The organism is Acidithiobacillus sp., assembly GCF_027322205.1.
GTDB lineage: Bacteria > Pseudomonadota > Gammaproteobacteria > Acidithiobacillales > Acidithiobacillaceae > Acidithiobacillus.
Window position 1 is genome coordinate 1 of record NZ_DAHVHY010000021.1, and the last position, 12,208, is coordinate 12,208.

At 56.7% G+C, this 12,208-nt stretch carries 16 protein-coding genes; 11 read left to right on the forward strand and 5 right to left on the reverse strand.

What is annotated here, in order from left to right; translation table 11 throughout:
* The 8 genes from bioD to M7F93_RS05155 form a co-directional block, all read left to right on the forward strand.
* A partial coding sequence (gene bioD / locus M7F93_RS05120; RefSeq protein ID WP_298170109.1) for a dethiobiotin synthase occupies positions 1 to 585 on the forward strand: 585 nt, incomplete at its 5' end.
* A gap of 118 nt (positions 586 to 703) precedes the next feature.
* The gene (gene htpX / locus M7F93_RS05125; RefSeq protein ID WP_298170112.1) at positions 704 to 1,600 is read left to right on the forward strand and encodes a protease HtpX; all 897 of its coding nucleotides are present in this window, start codon (positions 704 to 706) and stop codon (positions 1,598 to 1,600) included.
* A gap of 46 nt (positions 1,601 to 1,646) precedes the next feature.
* Positions 1,647 to 2,372, forward strand: coding sequence for a leucyl/phenylalanyl-tRNA--protein transferase (aat, locus tag M7F93_RS05130; RefSeq protein ID WP_298170115.1), 726 nt, complete (start codon positions 1,647 to 1,649; stop codon positions 2,370 to 2,372).
* Positions 2,373 to 2,374: 2 nt separating this feature from the next.
* Positions 2,375 to 3,085 carry an arginyltransferase gene (locus M7F93_RS05135; RefSeq protein ID WP_298170118.1) on the forward strand — a complete coding sequence of 237 codons (711 nt, stop codon included), beginning with the start codon at positions 2,375 to 2,377 and terminating at the stop codon, positions 3,083 to 3,085.
* Entirely contained in the window at positions 3,082 to 3,861 is a 780-nt protein-coding gene (locus tag M7F93_RS05140; protein WP_298170121.1) for an ABC transporter permease, read from the forward strand. Before M7F93_RS05135 ends, M7F93_RS05140 begins: the two co-directional genes overlap by 4 nt.
* A gap of 7 nt (positions 3,862 to 3,868) precedes the next feature.
* Positions 3,869 to 4,474: a ribonuclease T gene (gene rnt, locus M7F93_RS05145; RefSeq protein ID WP_298170124.1), complete on the forward strand. Its 606-nt coding sequence runs from the start codon at positions 3,869 to 3,871 to the stop codon at positions 4,472 to 4,474.
* 75 nt (positions 4,475 to 4,549) lie between these two features.
* Positions 4,550 to 5,566 carry a CDP-6-deoxy-delta-3,4-glucoseen reductase gene (locus M7F93_RS05150; RefSeq protein WP_298170127.1) on the forward strand — a complete coding sequence of 339 codons (1,017 nt, stop codon included), beginning with the start codon at positions 4,550 to 4,552 and terminating at the stop codon, positions 5,564 to 5,566.
* A 62-nt stretch (positions 5,567 to 5,628) separates the two neighbouring features.
* A complete protein-coding gene (locus M7F93_RS05155) occupies positions 5,629 to 5,997 on the forward strand; it encodes a hypothetical protein (protein ID WP_298170129.1) in 369 nt (122 codons plus the stop codon).
* 83 nt (positions 5,998 to 6,080) lie between these two features.
* On the opposite strand, the gene M7F93_RS05160 is transcribed toward M7F93_RS05155, so the two are convergent.
* The gene (locus tag M7F93_RS05160; RefSeq protein WP_298170132.1) at positions 6,081 to 6,377 is read right to left on the reverse strand and encodes a zinc ribbon domain-containing protein; all 297 of its coding nucleotides are present in this window, start codon (positions 6,375 to 6,377) and stop codon (positions 6,081 to 6,083) included.
* Between the two features lie 7 nt (positions 6,378 to 6,384).
* Positions 6,385 to 7,323: a hypothetical protein gene (locus M7F93_RS05165; RefSeq protein WP_298170133.1), complete on the reverse strand. Its 939-nt coding sequence runs from the start codon at positions 7,321 to 7,323 to the stop codon at positions 6,385 to 6,387.
* A 195-nt stretch (positions 7,324 to 7,518) separates the two neighbouring features.
* Between M7F93_RS05165 and M7F93_RS05170 the strand changes: the two genes are divergently transcribed.
* A complete protein-coding gene (locus M7F93_RS05170) occupies positions 7,519 to 8,166 on the forward strand; it encodes a TetR/AcrR family transcriptional regulator (protein WP_298170135.1) in 648 nt (215 codons plus the stop codon).
* A gap of 5 nt (positions 8,167 to 8,171) precedes the next feature.
* The gene (gene argB, locus M7F93_RS05175; RefSeq protein WP_298170137.1) at positions 8,172 to 9,026 is read left to right on the forward strand and encodes an acetylglutamate kinase; all 855 of its coding nucleotides are present in this window, start codon (positions 8,172 to 8,174) and stop codon (positions 9,024 to 9,026) included.
* Positions 9,027 to 9,035: 9 nt separating this feature from the next.
* Here argB and M7F93_RS05180 read toward each other — a convergent pair whose 3' ends face one another.
* Complete coding sequence (locus M7F93_RS05180) at positions 9,036 to 10,049, reverse strand: HlyD family secretion protein (RefSeq protein ID WP_298170139.1); 1,014 nt, start codon at positions 10,047 to 10,049, stop codon at positions 9,036 to 9,038.
* A 239-nt stretch (positions 10,050 to 10,288) separates the two neighbouring features.
* Here M7F93_RS05180 and M7F93_RS05185 point away from each other — a divergent pair, with 239 nt between their 5' ends.
* Entirely contained in the window at positions 10,289 to 10,855 is a 567-nt protein-coding gene (locus M7F93_RS05185) for an acyloxyacyl hydrolase (protein WP_298170141.1), read from the forward strand.
* Positions 10,856 to 10,900: 45 nt separating this feature from the next.
* Here M7F93_RS05185 and bioB read toward each other — a convergent pair whose 3' ends face one another.
* Both bioB and M7F93_RS05195 read right to left on the reverse strand, forming a co-directional pair.
* Positions 10,901 to 11,851, reverse strand: coding sequence for a biotin synthase BioB (bioB, locus tag M7F93_RS05190; RefSeq protein ID WP_298170143.1), 951 nt, complete (start codon positions 11,849 to 11,851; stop codon positions 10,901 to 10,903).
* The gene (locus tag M7F93_RS05195) at positions 11,848 to 12,198 is read right to left on the reverse strand and encodes a DUF167 domain-containing protein (RefSeq protein WP_298170145.1); all 351 of its coding nucleotides are present in this window, start codon (positions 12,196 to 12,198) and stop codon (positions 11,848 to 11,850) included. Before M7F93_RS05195 ends, bioB begins: the two co-directional genes overlap by 4 nt.
* Positions 12,199 to 12,208 lie beyond the last annotated feature (10 nt).

Here is a 12,208-nt window from a genome sequence, read left to right on the forward strand (position 1 = left end):
GCCGGTCACGGCATGCGCGTTGCGGCCCTCAAACCCATTGTCTCGGGGGTCGGGGCCGACGGTACCTGGGAGGACGTGGAAATTTTGCGCGCCGCCAGCCAGCCCCCGCGCAGCATTGCCGAAACCAATCTTTACGCCTTCGACCCGCCGCTGGCCCCCCACTGGGCGGCGCAGCAGGCGGGCGTCACCGTGGATCGTGGGCGCGTCGCGGCCTTCGTCCGGGCGCAATCCGTGGCGATGGACTGCGTGCTGGTCGAGGGCGCGGGTGGTTTTCTCGTGCCGTTGGGCGCTGGCTGGGGCTTTGCCGAACTGGCTAAGGACCTGCATTTCCCGGTGCTGCTGGTGGTGGGCTTGCGGCTGGGAGCCATCAACCACGCGCTGCTGAGTGTCGAGGCCATCCATGCACGGGGCCTGCCCTTCGCCGGATGGGTGGCGAACACCCTGAATTCTGCGGGCGCAGAGGGCACCTTGGAGACCTTGCAACAGCATTTACCAGCACCCTGTCTGGGTGTATTGCCCCACACCCCGCACTGGTCCGCCGCCGTTCTGTGTCCTTATCTGTCTCTTCCGGCGTCCTTATATTGATGTTAGACTGGTTCCGTGTTGCCATAAAAAACAAAAGGCAATCTCAGTCGCGATGCACGGGTGGAAAGTGCGTTCATCGCGGTAGGAATTGTAGATATTCTGATGGAGCGTGAGTGTCATGAAATCATTCAAGAGCATATTGCTGTTGGTGGTGGCGAACCTGTTGATATTCGTCAGCCTGTCGATTAGTTTTGCCATCTTGATCAACGTTATTTTGCCGGCCTTCGGTGTCGATCTGCGTGCTTCGGTGCGCAGCGCGGATCTGCTCTGGGCGCTGGTGATCGGTTTTGGTGGTGCCTTTATTTCGCTGCTGATGTCGAAACATCTGGCGCGCGCGGGGTTGCAGATGCAGCGCATCGATACGCCGCAGTCGGCCAAGGAGCGTTTGGTGTACGACTCGGTCGCACAACTCGCTAACCGCCTGGGCATTCGCATGCCGGAAGTCTGGGTGTACTGGAATGATGAGCCCAATGCCTTCGCCACCGGACCGGGTCGCAATCACAGCATGGTCGCGGTGAGTAGTGGTCTGGTCAACCTGCTCAGTGACAATGAGGTGCGGGCGGTACTGGCCCATGAAATGGGGCACGTATACAATGGCGATATGGTGAGTACCACCCTACTACAAGGTTTGATGAATACGTTTGTATTCTGGCTGTCCATGCTGGCCGCGCGGCAGTTTGATGACCGGCCCATGATCGCTTTTATGGTGTCCATAGTTTTGCAGATTGGTCTGTCTTTCCTGGCGCTGATTCCCATCACTTGGTTTTCGCGCCGCCGGGAGTTCGCGGCGGATCGTTTTGCTGCCGAGCAGGTGGGCGTGGCCCCGATGGTCTCGGCGCTGCAAAAGCTGCATCAGCAGGCGGAAGCCATGCATGTGGTGCATGACGTGGTGCGCGATCCCATGGCGACAGCCTACATTTCTGGAAGCTGGCGCGGCTGGTTTGCTACGCACCCCAGTCTGGAAGCGCGGGTGGCGGCCCTGCAGGCGCTGCAAAACGGGTATAGTTACCGGTAATTAGTACCGTAAAATGGGGGCTAGTCTTTGATGCAGGCAGGAGGCAGTGCAGTTGCGCCCTGAAGGCGTACGTCCGGTCCTCCTGCGCAGTCATGACCGGTCAGCCCCTTTTCCCGACCCGGAGCAGACCGACGGCAATCTGGTTGCCATCGGTGGAGATTTATCCCGGGAGCGCCTGCTCAGGGCCTACGCGCAGGGCATCTTCCCCTGGTTTGGTGAGGAGGACCCCATTCTCTGGTGGTCACCCGATCCCCGCGGTATCCTGGAACCCTCGGCGGTACATATCAGCCGCAGTTTACGCAAGTCGGCCCGTAACGGGGACTGGCAATACCAGATGGACAGCGACTTTGCTGGCGTCATCGATGCTTGTGCGGAGCCACGTGCCGGGCAGGGCGGTACCTGGATTACTCCGGCGGTGCGGGCCGCCTATCTGGATCTTTTTGCCGCCGGAGCGGCGCATTCCATGGAAGTCTATCAGCAGGACCGCCTGGTCGGCGGGCTCTACGGCGTAGCCCTCGGCGGATTCTTTTTCGGAGAGTCCATGTTCAGCCGGGTGCCCGATGCCTCCAAACTGGCCCTTGTCCTGCTAGCGCGTCACCTCCAGCACTGGGGCTTTGGTCTGATCGATACCCAGTTCATCACCCCACATCTGCAAAGTATGGGTGCACGCGAAGTTTCCCGCAGCGATTTTCTGCAGGCGCTTGCCTACCTGCGTACGCTGCAGCCGCAAGCCGACTGGAGGGCTTTGCTGCCCCTGCACGAGGTGTTTTAAGGATGGCCTTTTATCTTTCCGCGGTGCAGCGTTGCCCCTATTTACCCGATCAGGAAGAGCTTTTGGTGCTCAGCGATCCCCGTGAAAGAGTGGGCAGCACCCAATATGACCAACTCTTGCAGAAAGGATTTCGGCGCAATGGCCCAGTCGCTTATCGGCCTATGTGCCCTCAGTGCGATGCCTGTATCTCGGTGCGCATTCCTGTCGCCGATTTTCAGCCGGATCGTAGCCAGCGCCGCACCTGGGCGAGGAATCAGGAGATTCAAATGCGTGAACAAGCTCCACAATGGGATGCCGCCCACGCCCGTCTCTTCACCAAATATCAGCGCTGGCGGCATCCGGGGGGCGGCATGGACGAGCACGCGGATCGCCTGTACCGGGAAATGATTGTCGAAACCGGTGGGGTTGAGGCCCGCCTGCTGGTGCTTGAGCAGGGTGAGCGCCTGCTGGCGGTGGCACTGGTGGATGTGTTGAGCAGTGGTGTGTCCGCGGTCTACACTTTTTACACACCGGATCTGCCGCAACGCGGTCTGGGCACCTTTGCCATTCTCAGCCAGATTGAATGGACCAGGAAGCAGTGCTTGCCCCACCTTTATCTCGGCTATTGGGTCGCCAGCAGCCCGAAAATGGACTATAAAAAGCACTTTCGCCCCCTGGAAGGCTTTGTGGCCGGTGACTGGCGTCTGCTGTCAGCGGTGCGTAAACGCGAATGAACCACGTCGCACCGAATATTTTCAGCGCCTTCTCGCCATGGACCATAGCAGGGGTAATGGGCCTCCTGGGTAGTGCCTGGGCTTTGTCCGCCTGGCAGCGTCTCGGGGTAGGCAAGGAACTGCTTTGGTCCGCGGCGCGGGCGACGGTCCAATTGGGAATGATGGGGTTTTTGCTGGGCTGGCTGTTCCGCCAGCACCAACCGCTTTTGCTGGTACTCTTCCTGGTGGCCATGACTCTGATGGCCGGTCGCTTTAATCGTAAGCGTGGTGCCGGTATCCCTCACGCCTACTGGATCGGAGTGATCAGCATCACTGTGGCGACTACCGTCACCCTCGGCTGGATGCTCCTGTCCGGGTTAGTCTTCTGGCGCGGCGAATCATTGGTCCCCATTGGTGGTATGATTATTGGCAACGCGATGAATGCGGTATCGCTGGCGCTCAACCGTCTGCGCAGTGAGGTGGAGCAACGCGAGGATATGCTGCTGGCTATGTTGGCCCTCGGCGCTCATCATCGCCAGGCTATGCGTAGCCTGTATAGCAGCGTTGTGCGCAGTTCCCTGATTCCAACTATTGATAGCCTGAAGAGTGTTGGGATGATTCACATCCCAGGTATTACGGCGGGAATGATTCTGGCGGGTATGGCGCCGCTCGCTGCGGTATCCATGCAATTGGTAGTGATGGTGATGTTGACCGCGTCGGTAACCTTAAGTGTCTCCACCGCAGTCCTGCTGGCTGCACCGCGCGCTCTGATTTTTTCTCAACGTATTGAGGGGTAATACTCTAATGGCGGCTTTGGCCGGACGTTTTCGCGGCTTTTTGCCAGTAGTGGTTGATGTGGAAACGGCAGGGTTTGATCCTGACCGTAATGCTTTGCTGGAAGTGGCTGCGATTATCATTGGCGGTGAAGTGGGGCAGTTACGGCCGGTAGCCGCTCACCACTTTCATGTGCAACCCTTTGCCGGGGCCGTGCTCGACCCGGCGGCATTGGCATTCACTGGTATTGATCCATTCCAGCCACTGCGCGGTGCGATTTCCGAGGAAGAAACCTTGCGCGGGATCTTCAGGCCGGTACGCACGGCTGTAAAGGCTGCCCAATGTCGGCGTGCTATTCTTGTGGGGCATAATGCCTCTTTTGACCTGTCTTTTATCAAAGCAGCAGAAAAGCGGACGGGCGTTAAAAATAATCCTTTTCATCTTTTCAGCACCTTTGACACCGTCAGTTTGGCCGGGTTGGCCTATGGTGAGACCGTGCTGGCCAAGGCCGCTATGGCCGCCGGTCTGGACTGGGATCATACGCAGGCACATTCAGCACTCTATGATGCGCGCCAGACGGCGGAATTATTCTGCCGGATTGTGAATCGCTATGATCTCAACCGGGAGCTTCTCTGAAGCAGGACCAGCCTGCCGCGCGTCTGCTAGAATGCCCGCTAAAATTTTTTCAAATTGTTATGAAAGGATGTGCTTATGCCTTACCGCCTGCATATTGAACCCAGTGGCCACGAGATGGATTGCGATAGTGATGAAACTATCCTGGAGGCCGCGCTACGGCATGGTTTCAACATTCCCTATAGTTGCCGCAATGGTACCTGTGCCACCTGCAAGGGACGTATTCTCAGTGGCGAAGTGGATTACGGGAAGGTGGAAGAAAAAGGGTTGTCGGCGGTGGAGAAGGAGACGGGATTGGCGCTCTTCTGTCAGGCCATGCCCTTGTCCGACGTGACCATAGAAGTCCGGGAGATCGGCGCTGCCAAGGATATTCAGATTAAAACCCTGCCGTCGCGGGTGGCTAAAATAGTGGATTTGACACCTGATGTGCGTGCGCTCTTTCTAAAAATTCCTACTACAGAGCGCCTGCAGTTCCTTCCTGGGCAGTACATCGACATCCTTCTGAAAGATGGCGGCAGGCGGGGTTTTTCCCTCGCCAATATACCCGGCGACGATACGCTGTTAGAACTGCACATCAAAAAAGTGCCTGGCGGCGCCTTTACCGGGCATGTTTTCGGTGCTTTGAAAGAAAAGGATATCCTGCGTTTTGAAGGGCCGTTAGGCACCTTTTTTATTCGTCAGGAATCCACTCGTCCTTTGCTGATGGTCGCCACCGGCACTGGCTTTGCACCTATTAAGAGTATGCTCGAGTCGCTCTTCGCGCAGGGCTCCGTACGTCCGATCCATTTTTATTGGGGTGTACGTCATGCGGAAGATTTTTATTATCAGGATTTACTGAGTGAATGGCAGTCGCGGCACGACCATTTTCGGGTAACCCGGATCGTATCGCGTCCGGATGCTTCCTGGTTGGGAGCTACCGGTTATGTTACTGCACAAGTCATTCATGATTTTTCAGACGCAAGCGCAATCGATGCCTATATTTGCGGGCATCCTGATATGGTGTTTTCCTTATCCGCTGCTTTACAGGGAGCAGGATTGAATCCAGAACATATTTTTGCCGATGCATTTGTATTTGCCAAAGCAAAAACAAGCTGACATAATTACCGTATTGGTGATTTTTTCCGCCATGGCAACCTAATTTTAAGGAGTGATCGAGTATGGAAGCGCAAGCAAAAAAACGTCACCGCCGTACCTCAGAAGAGCGTCTGGCGGATTTGGAAGAGAAACAACGCCAGACAGAAATGCGGCTGCGTGAGCAGTTGGCAAAATTTGAACAGCAGAAACGGAGTTTGCAGGAAAACCCGCGTGCACGTCGTGAGCGTGAAGCACAACGACGGTCATTGATGGACCGCATTTCTCGTTTGGTGCCTGATTGGGAGCCCGCACAGATTCTCGCAGCTGTCGCTGAAGTTCGTGACCGCGTGGGTGATAATGGCCATCTGCTGGGTGAATTGGATAACCGTGGAAACGCGCTCATGCAGGAACTGAAGCCTCGTCGCGGCCGACGTCCCCGTTCCGCGATTTAATCCCCAGATCTGAGCGGTTTTTCACGTACAGAGGCCCCCGAAGCGATGAGTATGCGGGGGCTTTTTGTAATACGAGATTCCAACTAACGCTTTTTGCATCCCCGCCAGCGCGCCAGCGTTGGTACGCGGTGCGCCATGTAAGCGCGGATATACCATGGGGTATTGCGGTTGCGCATCAATTGACGGACACGGTGCTGCATGGCGTCCAGCGTCAGTTCCGGTTCCTTGAACTGGCCCGCCCCATAGCAGTAGCTACAGTAACGGGTGCTATGGCTGCCATCGGCCTCCGTCCCGCCACCTCGGGGATCAAACTGCAGCGGCATACCACAACTCTGGCAGCGGTTTTTCTCAATTTCCAGTTGGCGTATACATTTTCCCATGGCGAAATTAGACATCCTCCGGTGCTACCAGTTCAAGGGCCTCAATATAGATATGTGCCATACCCAGCAGGAACACCACATTGGGGAGAATAAATACCAGCGCACCGGCCAGACCAACCCCCATGCTGAGCCCCGTGTTATATAAGGAGGTGCTCGTTGCCACCGGTTGCGCAAGTATTTCGCCGCTGATGAGTCTGTCGCCAGACAGTGCCCCCAGCATTTGCCAGAACATGTCTGCACTGCGGCTGATTTCTGCGGCCAGCACGGGGGTGGCAGCCGTTAGTGCCATGCTATATCCAGTGTAGAGAATCACCGCGATGATAATCCCCATAACCGTTGCCAAAGCGGCGAGCAGCAACATCATCAGCAGAATAGAACCTGGTTTATTGCGAGCGATGGCGATGGTATGACGGAGTGAGTTGCCTACGCTTTCGCCGTGCCACAAAGCGGGTCCGGAGAGATTGAAGACAATAATGGCGAGGACGAAGACAATGGCGTTTACCAACATGATGGCAGGGAAGAGCGGGACAAAGAGCATCGCGCCAACCCCCGGTATTCTGCAAGCGAGAAATCCCAATACTTCTACGACAAAAATGCCCAACAGCAAAAGACTTTCAATAATCAGCAGCCCCAGCAGACGCGGCAGCACCCGTATGCCAAAGCGGAGACTTTTAGCTATCCCCGGCAATGGGTCGCCGCGCGCCTCGTGCAGTAGAACACCGCCAGCGCCTAGGTAGCCGACACCAAAACTGATCAGCAGGATGATTATCCCAATGGTGGCGCCTGCCCATCCTCCAGGCCATTGCGCGAAGAGTTCCAGGCCGGTCATGCCCAGGAACACGGCGATGACGTACACCAGAATGGGTTGCCATAAGGTGATGCCGCGAAGTGCTCGCAACAACAAAGAAAAAGACAGGTCTCCCTGGCTGGGTGTATGGGTAAACATGTGTGCTTCCTTTGCCGAAATCTTTGGCGCCTAGAATAGCAAATTGCAGACGGATGGTGGATAACTAAACTATCCACCTTTGTCTATGGAGGGACAATCGCCGTGGGTGGTGCTACACTGCCCGGATATTGACCGATTGGTCGGGTGTTGCGCAAGTGCAGTCGCGACGTGCAGATTGGGGGCGGAGGAAGGTTCATGGAGGATTTGCCACTGGCGATCGAAGGCGAGGGACGACAGCGGATTTTGGCGGCCGCTGAAAAACTCTTCTCCGATAAGGCGTTTGATGCCGTCTCCATGAATGCCATCGCTGTGCAGGCGGGTATCAGCAAAGCCAATATCTATCATTATTTTCCCAACAAGGACGCGCTCTATCTTGCGGTATTGCGCGATGCCAGTCACAATTTGCGAACGTTGCTCAATGACGCAGTCAACGCCCATGGAGCCGTGGTGGATGTGCTCCGGCATTTTGCGCGCTGTCATCTTCAGGCACTGTTAGACCGACCGGAATTGGTGCGTCTGGTATGGCGGGAAATTCTCGAAAAGGGCGCGCCCAGAGCACAAGAGTTCGCCGAACAGGGCTTTGCTGATGTATTTTCGGCACTGGTCGCAGTGCTTGAGACCGGTCAGTCCCGGGGTGAGCTGCGGGTAGATTTTGACCCGGCCCTGGTGGCAACCCTGCTGTTGGGTGCGAATGTTTTCTTTTTCCAGTCCCGCGATATCCTGCGTCATTATCCGCCCATTATCTTTGCCGATGATCCTGCAGGTTATGACGCCGGAATTGTGGAAATTCTTTTGCGTGGGCTGATTCCAGCATCTTCGGTAGATATGGCGAGTACACGATGAGTTCTATGCACAAGGATCCTCACTTACAGGCGCATATATTAGTGGAGGCGTTGCCTTATATGCAGCGTTTCCATGGCCGTACCATCGTCATCAAGTATGGTGGCAATGCCATGACCGAAGCCCATCTTCAGAAGCAGTTTGCCTACGATGTGACCCTGATGAAGCAGGTGGGCATGAATCCGGTGGTGGTGCATGGCGGCGGACCGCAGATTGGCGCCATGCTGGAGCGCCTTGGAGTGCAGACCCGTTTTGTGGATGGCATGCGCGTGACTGATGCGGCCACCATGGAAGTGGTGGAAATGGTCCTCGGCGGGCGCGTCAACAAGGAGATCGTGCAGGCCATCAACCAGGCGGGCGGCCGCGCGGTGGGACTGACGGGAAAGGATGGTGGATTGCTGCGCGCCCGTCCTTTGCGCCACGACGGTGTGGACCTCGGTCTGGTGGGCGAGGTCGCTCGGGTGAACCCTGATGTTATCCGATTGCTGGATCAGGGCGAATTCATTCCGGTGGTGGCGCCGATTGGTGTGGGTTCCCTGGGCGAGTCCTACAATATCAACGCAGACTTGGTGGCGGGTGCCCTCGCCGCGACGCTGAAGGCTGAGAAGCTGATTCTGATGACCAATGTCGCCGGAGTGCTGGATCAGGACGGGCAGTTGTGCACGCATTTGGAGGCTGTTGAGGTGGATCGGATGGTTGCCGATGGACGTATTTATGGCGGCATGTTGCCTAAGATTCAATGCTGTCTGGATGCGGTGGCCGCCGGGGTTCACGCCGCGCATATCATTGATGGTCGGGTACCCCATGCGCTGTTGCTGGAGATATTCACCGACGCGGGCGTGGGCACGTTGATTTCTGATTAGCCTCTGATTTCAGAGGAGCGGTCGCAACGCCTCGACCCAGCGCGGCGCTCCACCCGTATCCACCGTGACCGACGCGCTGGTGCCAATCCGTAGCGGAAACCTGGGATCCGGGTTGGTGATGAGGACTCGCACGGGCACGCGTTGTGTTACCTTGACCCAGTTACCCGTGGCATTTTCCGGGGGTAGCAGTGAGAAGGCGTTGCCGGCACCACCACTCAGGCTCACTACCCTTCCTTTGAAGCGATGGTTGGGGTACATATCAATGGTGACTTTTGCAGTCTGACCGGGATGCACCCGGTCAAGATCGGTTTCCTTGTAGTTGGCTTCAACCCAGTATTCCGCATTGCCGATCAGAGGGAACAAATCTTGATTGATATTGACCACGTCGCCCACATGGATATTATCTACTTTACTGACGACCCCGGTGATCGGCGCGTAGAGGGTGGTCTCGGCAAGATACATCTTCGCGGTGCTGACCGCTGCCTTGGCGGCATTGATACGAGCGGCGTTGAGCCCTTGCTGTGCCCGCGTTTCCGCCAGAGCGGCCTGATCGGCGGCCAAGCGCGCTCCGGCGCTTTTCGCGGCGGTCAGTTGATTATCTGCCTGTTGCGCAGACAGGTATTTCTGCGCCGCTAATGACTCCGCGCGTTGTGCGTTGCGCCGGGCATTCTGGTAATTGATCTGGTCGGCGCTGATCTTGGCCTGTGCCTTGGTAATGTTGGCCCGAATGGCGGTGGTTTGCCGCTCTGCCTGCATCAATTCGGCCTCGGTTTTCTGCAGGTCGTAACGATAGGCCTGCGGATCCACTTTGACCAAAGGCTGTCCAGCCTGCACGACCTGGTTGTCATGCACATAAATAGCGACGATATGCCCCGTAACCCGCGGTGCGACGTTCACGATATGGGCATGTACATAAGCATCGTTCGTGTTGGGGTAGTAATCAGCAATCTGGAAGTAGGCGTAGGCGCCGAAGGCAACGACGACGATGATGATCAGAACCGAAAGGCGTTTGAGCCAGCGCATATATATCCCTTGTTGCAATCCAAGCAGCCGGGTGACTCTCCGGACCTGTTTCTGAATGTCAGTTTATGCGAAGAACCCATTTAACATAAGGTTTTGCGCGTAATGTCCGTGTGGCCCAGATCTGTCAGATTTTTTTGACACGTATGCTGAGTGAACGCATACTGACCGTTCGGTTGATACCATAACGCAAACGATTCCTGTCGGCAAGGCGGCCGACATATCTCTAATAAGGAGCAGTCATGAAGCAGGATATGAGGATCTGGGCAGGGATTATGGGTGCTGCTGCACTGGGTCTGCAGGTGACAGGGTCGGCGCAGGCAGAGGATACGGGGTTGCATGTGATTCAGGGTGGTCCTGCTTATTTCAGTGCCGGCATCGGTGCCTTTAATGCGGCAGGCGTTGAACCCGGTCCCGGACATCGAGGTAATGCGACCCTTCCCGAAATCGATCTGGAATATCAGTCTGCCTCCAAGTTGTTCGGCATTGGCGCGCTTTGGGGTATGGTCGCTAATACCAATGGCGGCTTCATGGGTTACACCGGCTTGTACTCGGATGTTGCCTGGGATCACTGGGTGCTGACGCCAGTGCTTGGCATGGGTGGATATAATCAGGGGCGGGGCAAATATCTGGATGGCGTTTTCCAGTTCCGCCTGGAGTTGAGTCTGGCTTATCAGTTTGCGAATCAATCGCGATTGGGGCTCAAAATCGCCCATATTTCCAACGCATATATCGCCCAGGAGGACCCCGGTGAAGACGAAATCATGCTGAACTACTCCATTCCCCTGTCCTTTGGTGAACACTCCTGAGATAAACCGGGGCTAGCCCACCCAGGCTCGTCTTGGCGTGGGCGATCAGACCTCGCTGCTGTGCAGCCCTAGTCGGCTGAACAGCACCTGATCGTGGCCGGTGCTGGCATTGTCTGTCGTCAGTAAACGATCCCCAAGGAAAATACTGTTGGCGCCGGCCAGGAAGGCGAGCGCCTGCAATTCATCGCTCATGGCCCCGCGCCCGGCGGAGAGTCGTACATAGGCCTTGGGGAAGAGTATGCGGGCGACAGCAATAGTGCGCACAAACTCGAAGCCATCAATGGGTTCGGCCGCTTCCAGCGGGGTACCGGGGATAGGAACCAGGGCGTTGATGGGGATGCTTTCCGGGGCTTGCGGCAGTTGTGCCAGTACTTGCAGCATCCGCGCCCGGTCACGGCGGGATTCACCCATGCCGAGGATGCCGCCGCTGCAAATCTTAATGCCGACGTCACGCACCGCCTCCAGTGTATCAAGGCGGTCCTGATAACTACGGGTGTGGACGATTTCGCCATAAAACTCGGGTGAGGTATCGAGGTTGTGGTTGTAGTAGTCGAGGCCGGCATTCTGTAAGCGTTCCGCCTGCCCGGACTTAAGCATGCCCAGGGTGACGCAGCTTTCCAGACCATATTCTTTGACCACACTAATCATAGCGGCGACTTTTTCGATATCCTTGTCGTGGGGGGAGCGCCAGGCAGCCCCCATGCACAGGCGTTGGGCCCCGTTGGCTTTGGCCTCCTGTGCGGCCGCACGGACCTGCTCAAGATCCATGAGGGCTTCTGCCTTGAGCGTCGTCTGGTGATGGATGCTTTGTGAACAGTAGCCGCAATCCTCAGAGCAACCCCCGGTCTTGATGGACAGGAGGGTGGAGCACTGGATGGCATTTGGATCAAAGTGTAGCCGATGCACCTTTTGCGCCTCAAAAATCAGATCGTTGAAGGGGTTAGCATAGATTTCGAGGATGGCATCAAGGGTCTGGTGTGGTGTGGTGGTGTTCATCGGTCGTCCCTGTTGAGAGCAGGTGGGTGAGAGGATTCTGCATATTTTCTGAGCTGGGTCTGAACGCCCGCGGGCGCAGCGCGGATACGCAGAACTTTGTCGCGCGCGCTTTCGCCCTGCACCAGGGTAATCTGCGATCCTTTGAGGCGTAGGGTAGCACAGAGGATGGCGGAAAGGGCAGTATTGGCGGCGCCGTCCACGGGCCGGGCGCGCAGACGGATTTTGAGGGCATCGCCGTGGCATCCGCTGATGGCATCGGCCTTCGCACCCGGCTGTACATGGACGCGCAAATACAGGTCGTCACCCTGTACGCGCAGGTATGGGGGCGGCGCTTCTATAGGTGGCATATGCCATAGT

What these genes read in the sequence shown, in the direction of transcription:
- argB (WP_298170137.1), top strand. Translation starts at nt 8,172, where the DNA reads ATGCACAAGGATCCTCACTTACAGGCGCATATATTAGTGGAGGCGTTG.
- M7F93_RS05135 (WP_298170118.1), top strand. Translation starts at nt 2,375, where the DNA reads ATGGCCTTTTATCTTTCCGCGGTGCAGCGTTGCCCCTATTTACCCGAT.
- M7F93_RS05160 (WP_298170132.1), bottom strand. Translation starts at nt 6,377, where the DNA reads ATGGGAAAATGTATACGCCAACTGGAAATTGAGAAAAACCGCTGCCAG.
- M7F93_RS05155 (WP_298170129.1), top strand. Translation starts at nt 5,629, where the DNA reads ATGGAAGCGCAAGCAAAAAAACGTCACCGCCGTACCTCAGAAGAGCGT.
- M7F93_RS05180 (WP_298170139.1), bottom strand. Translation starts at nt 10,049, where the DNA reads ATGCGCTGGCTCAAACGCCTTTCGGTTCTGATCATCATCGTCGTCGTT.
- M7F93_RS05195 (WP_298170145.1), bottom strand. Translation starts at nt 12,198, where the DNA reads ATGCCACCTATAGAAGCGCCGCCCCCATACCTGCGCGTACAGGGTGAC.
- M7F93_RS05140 (WP_298170121.1), top strand. Translation starts at nt 3,082, where the DNA reads ATGAACCACGTCGCACCGAATATTTTCAGCGCCTTCTCGCCATGGACC.
- rnt (WP_298170124.1), top strand. Translation starts at nt 3,869, where the DNA reads ATGGCGGCTTTGGCCGGACGTTTTCGCGGCTTTTTGCCAGTAGTGGTT.
- M7F93_RS05170 (WP_298170135.1), top strand. Translation starts at nt 7,519, where the DNA reads ATGGAGGATTTGCCACTGGCGATCGAAGGCGAGGGACGACAGCGGATT.
- bioB (WP_298170143.1), bottom strand. Translation starts at nt 11,851, where the DNA reads ATGAACACCACCACACCACACCAGACCCTTGATGCCATCCTCGAAATC.
- M7F93_RS05150 (WP_298170127.1), top strand. Translation starts at nt 4,550, where the DNA reads ATGCCTTACCGCCTGCATATTGAACCCAGTGGCCACGAGATGGATTGC.
- M7F93_RS05165 (WP_298170133.1), bottom strand. Translation starts at nt 7,323, where the DNA reads ATGTTTACCCATACACCCAGCCAGGGAGACCTGTCTTTTTCTTTGTTG.
- M7F93_RS05185 (WP_298170141.1), top strand. Translation starts at nt 10,289, where the DNA reads ATGAAGCAGGATATGAGGATCTGGGCAGGGATTATGGGTGCTGCTGCA.
- htpX (WP_298170112.1), top strand. Translation starts at nt 704, where the DNA reads ATGAAATCATTCAAGAGCATATTGCTGTTGGTGGTGGCGAACCTGTTG.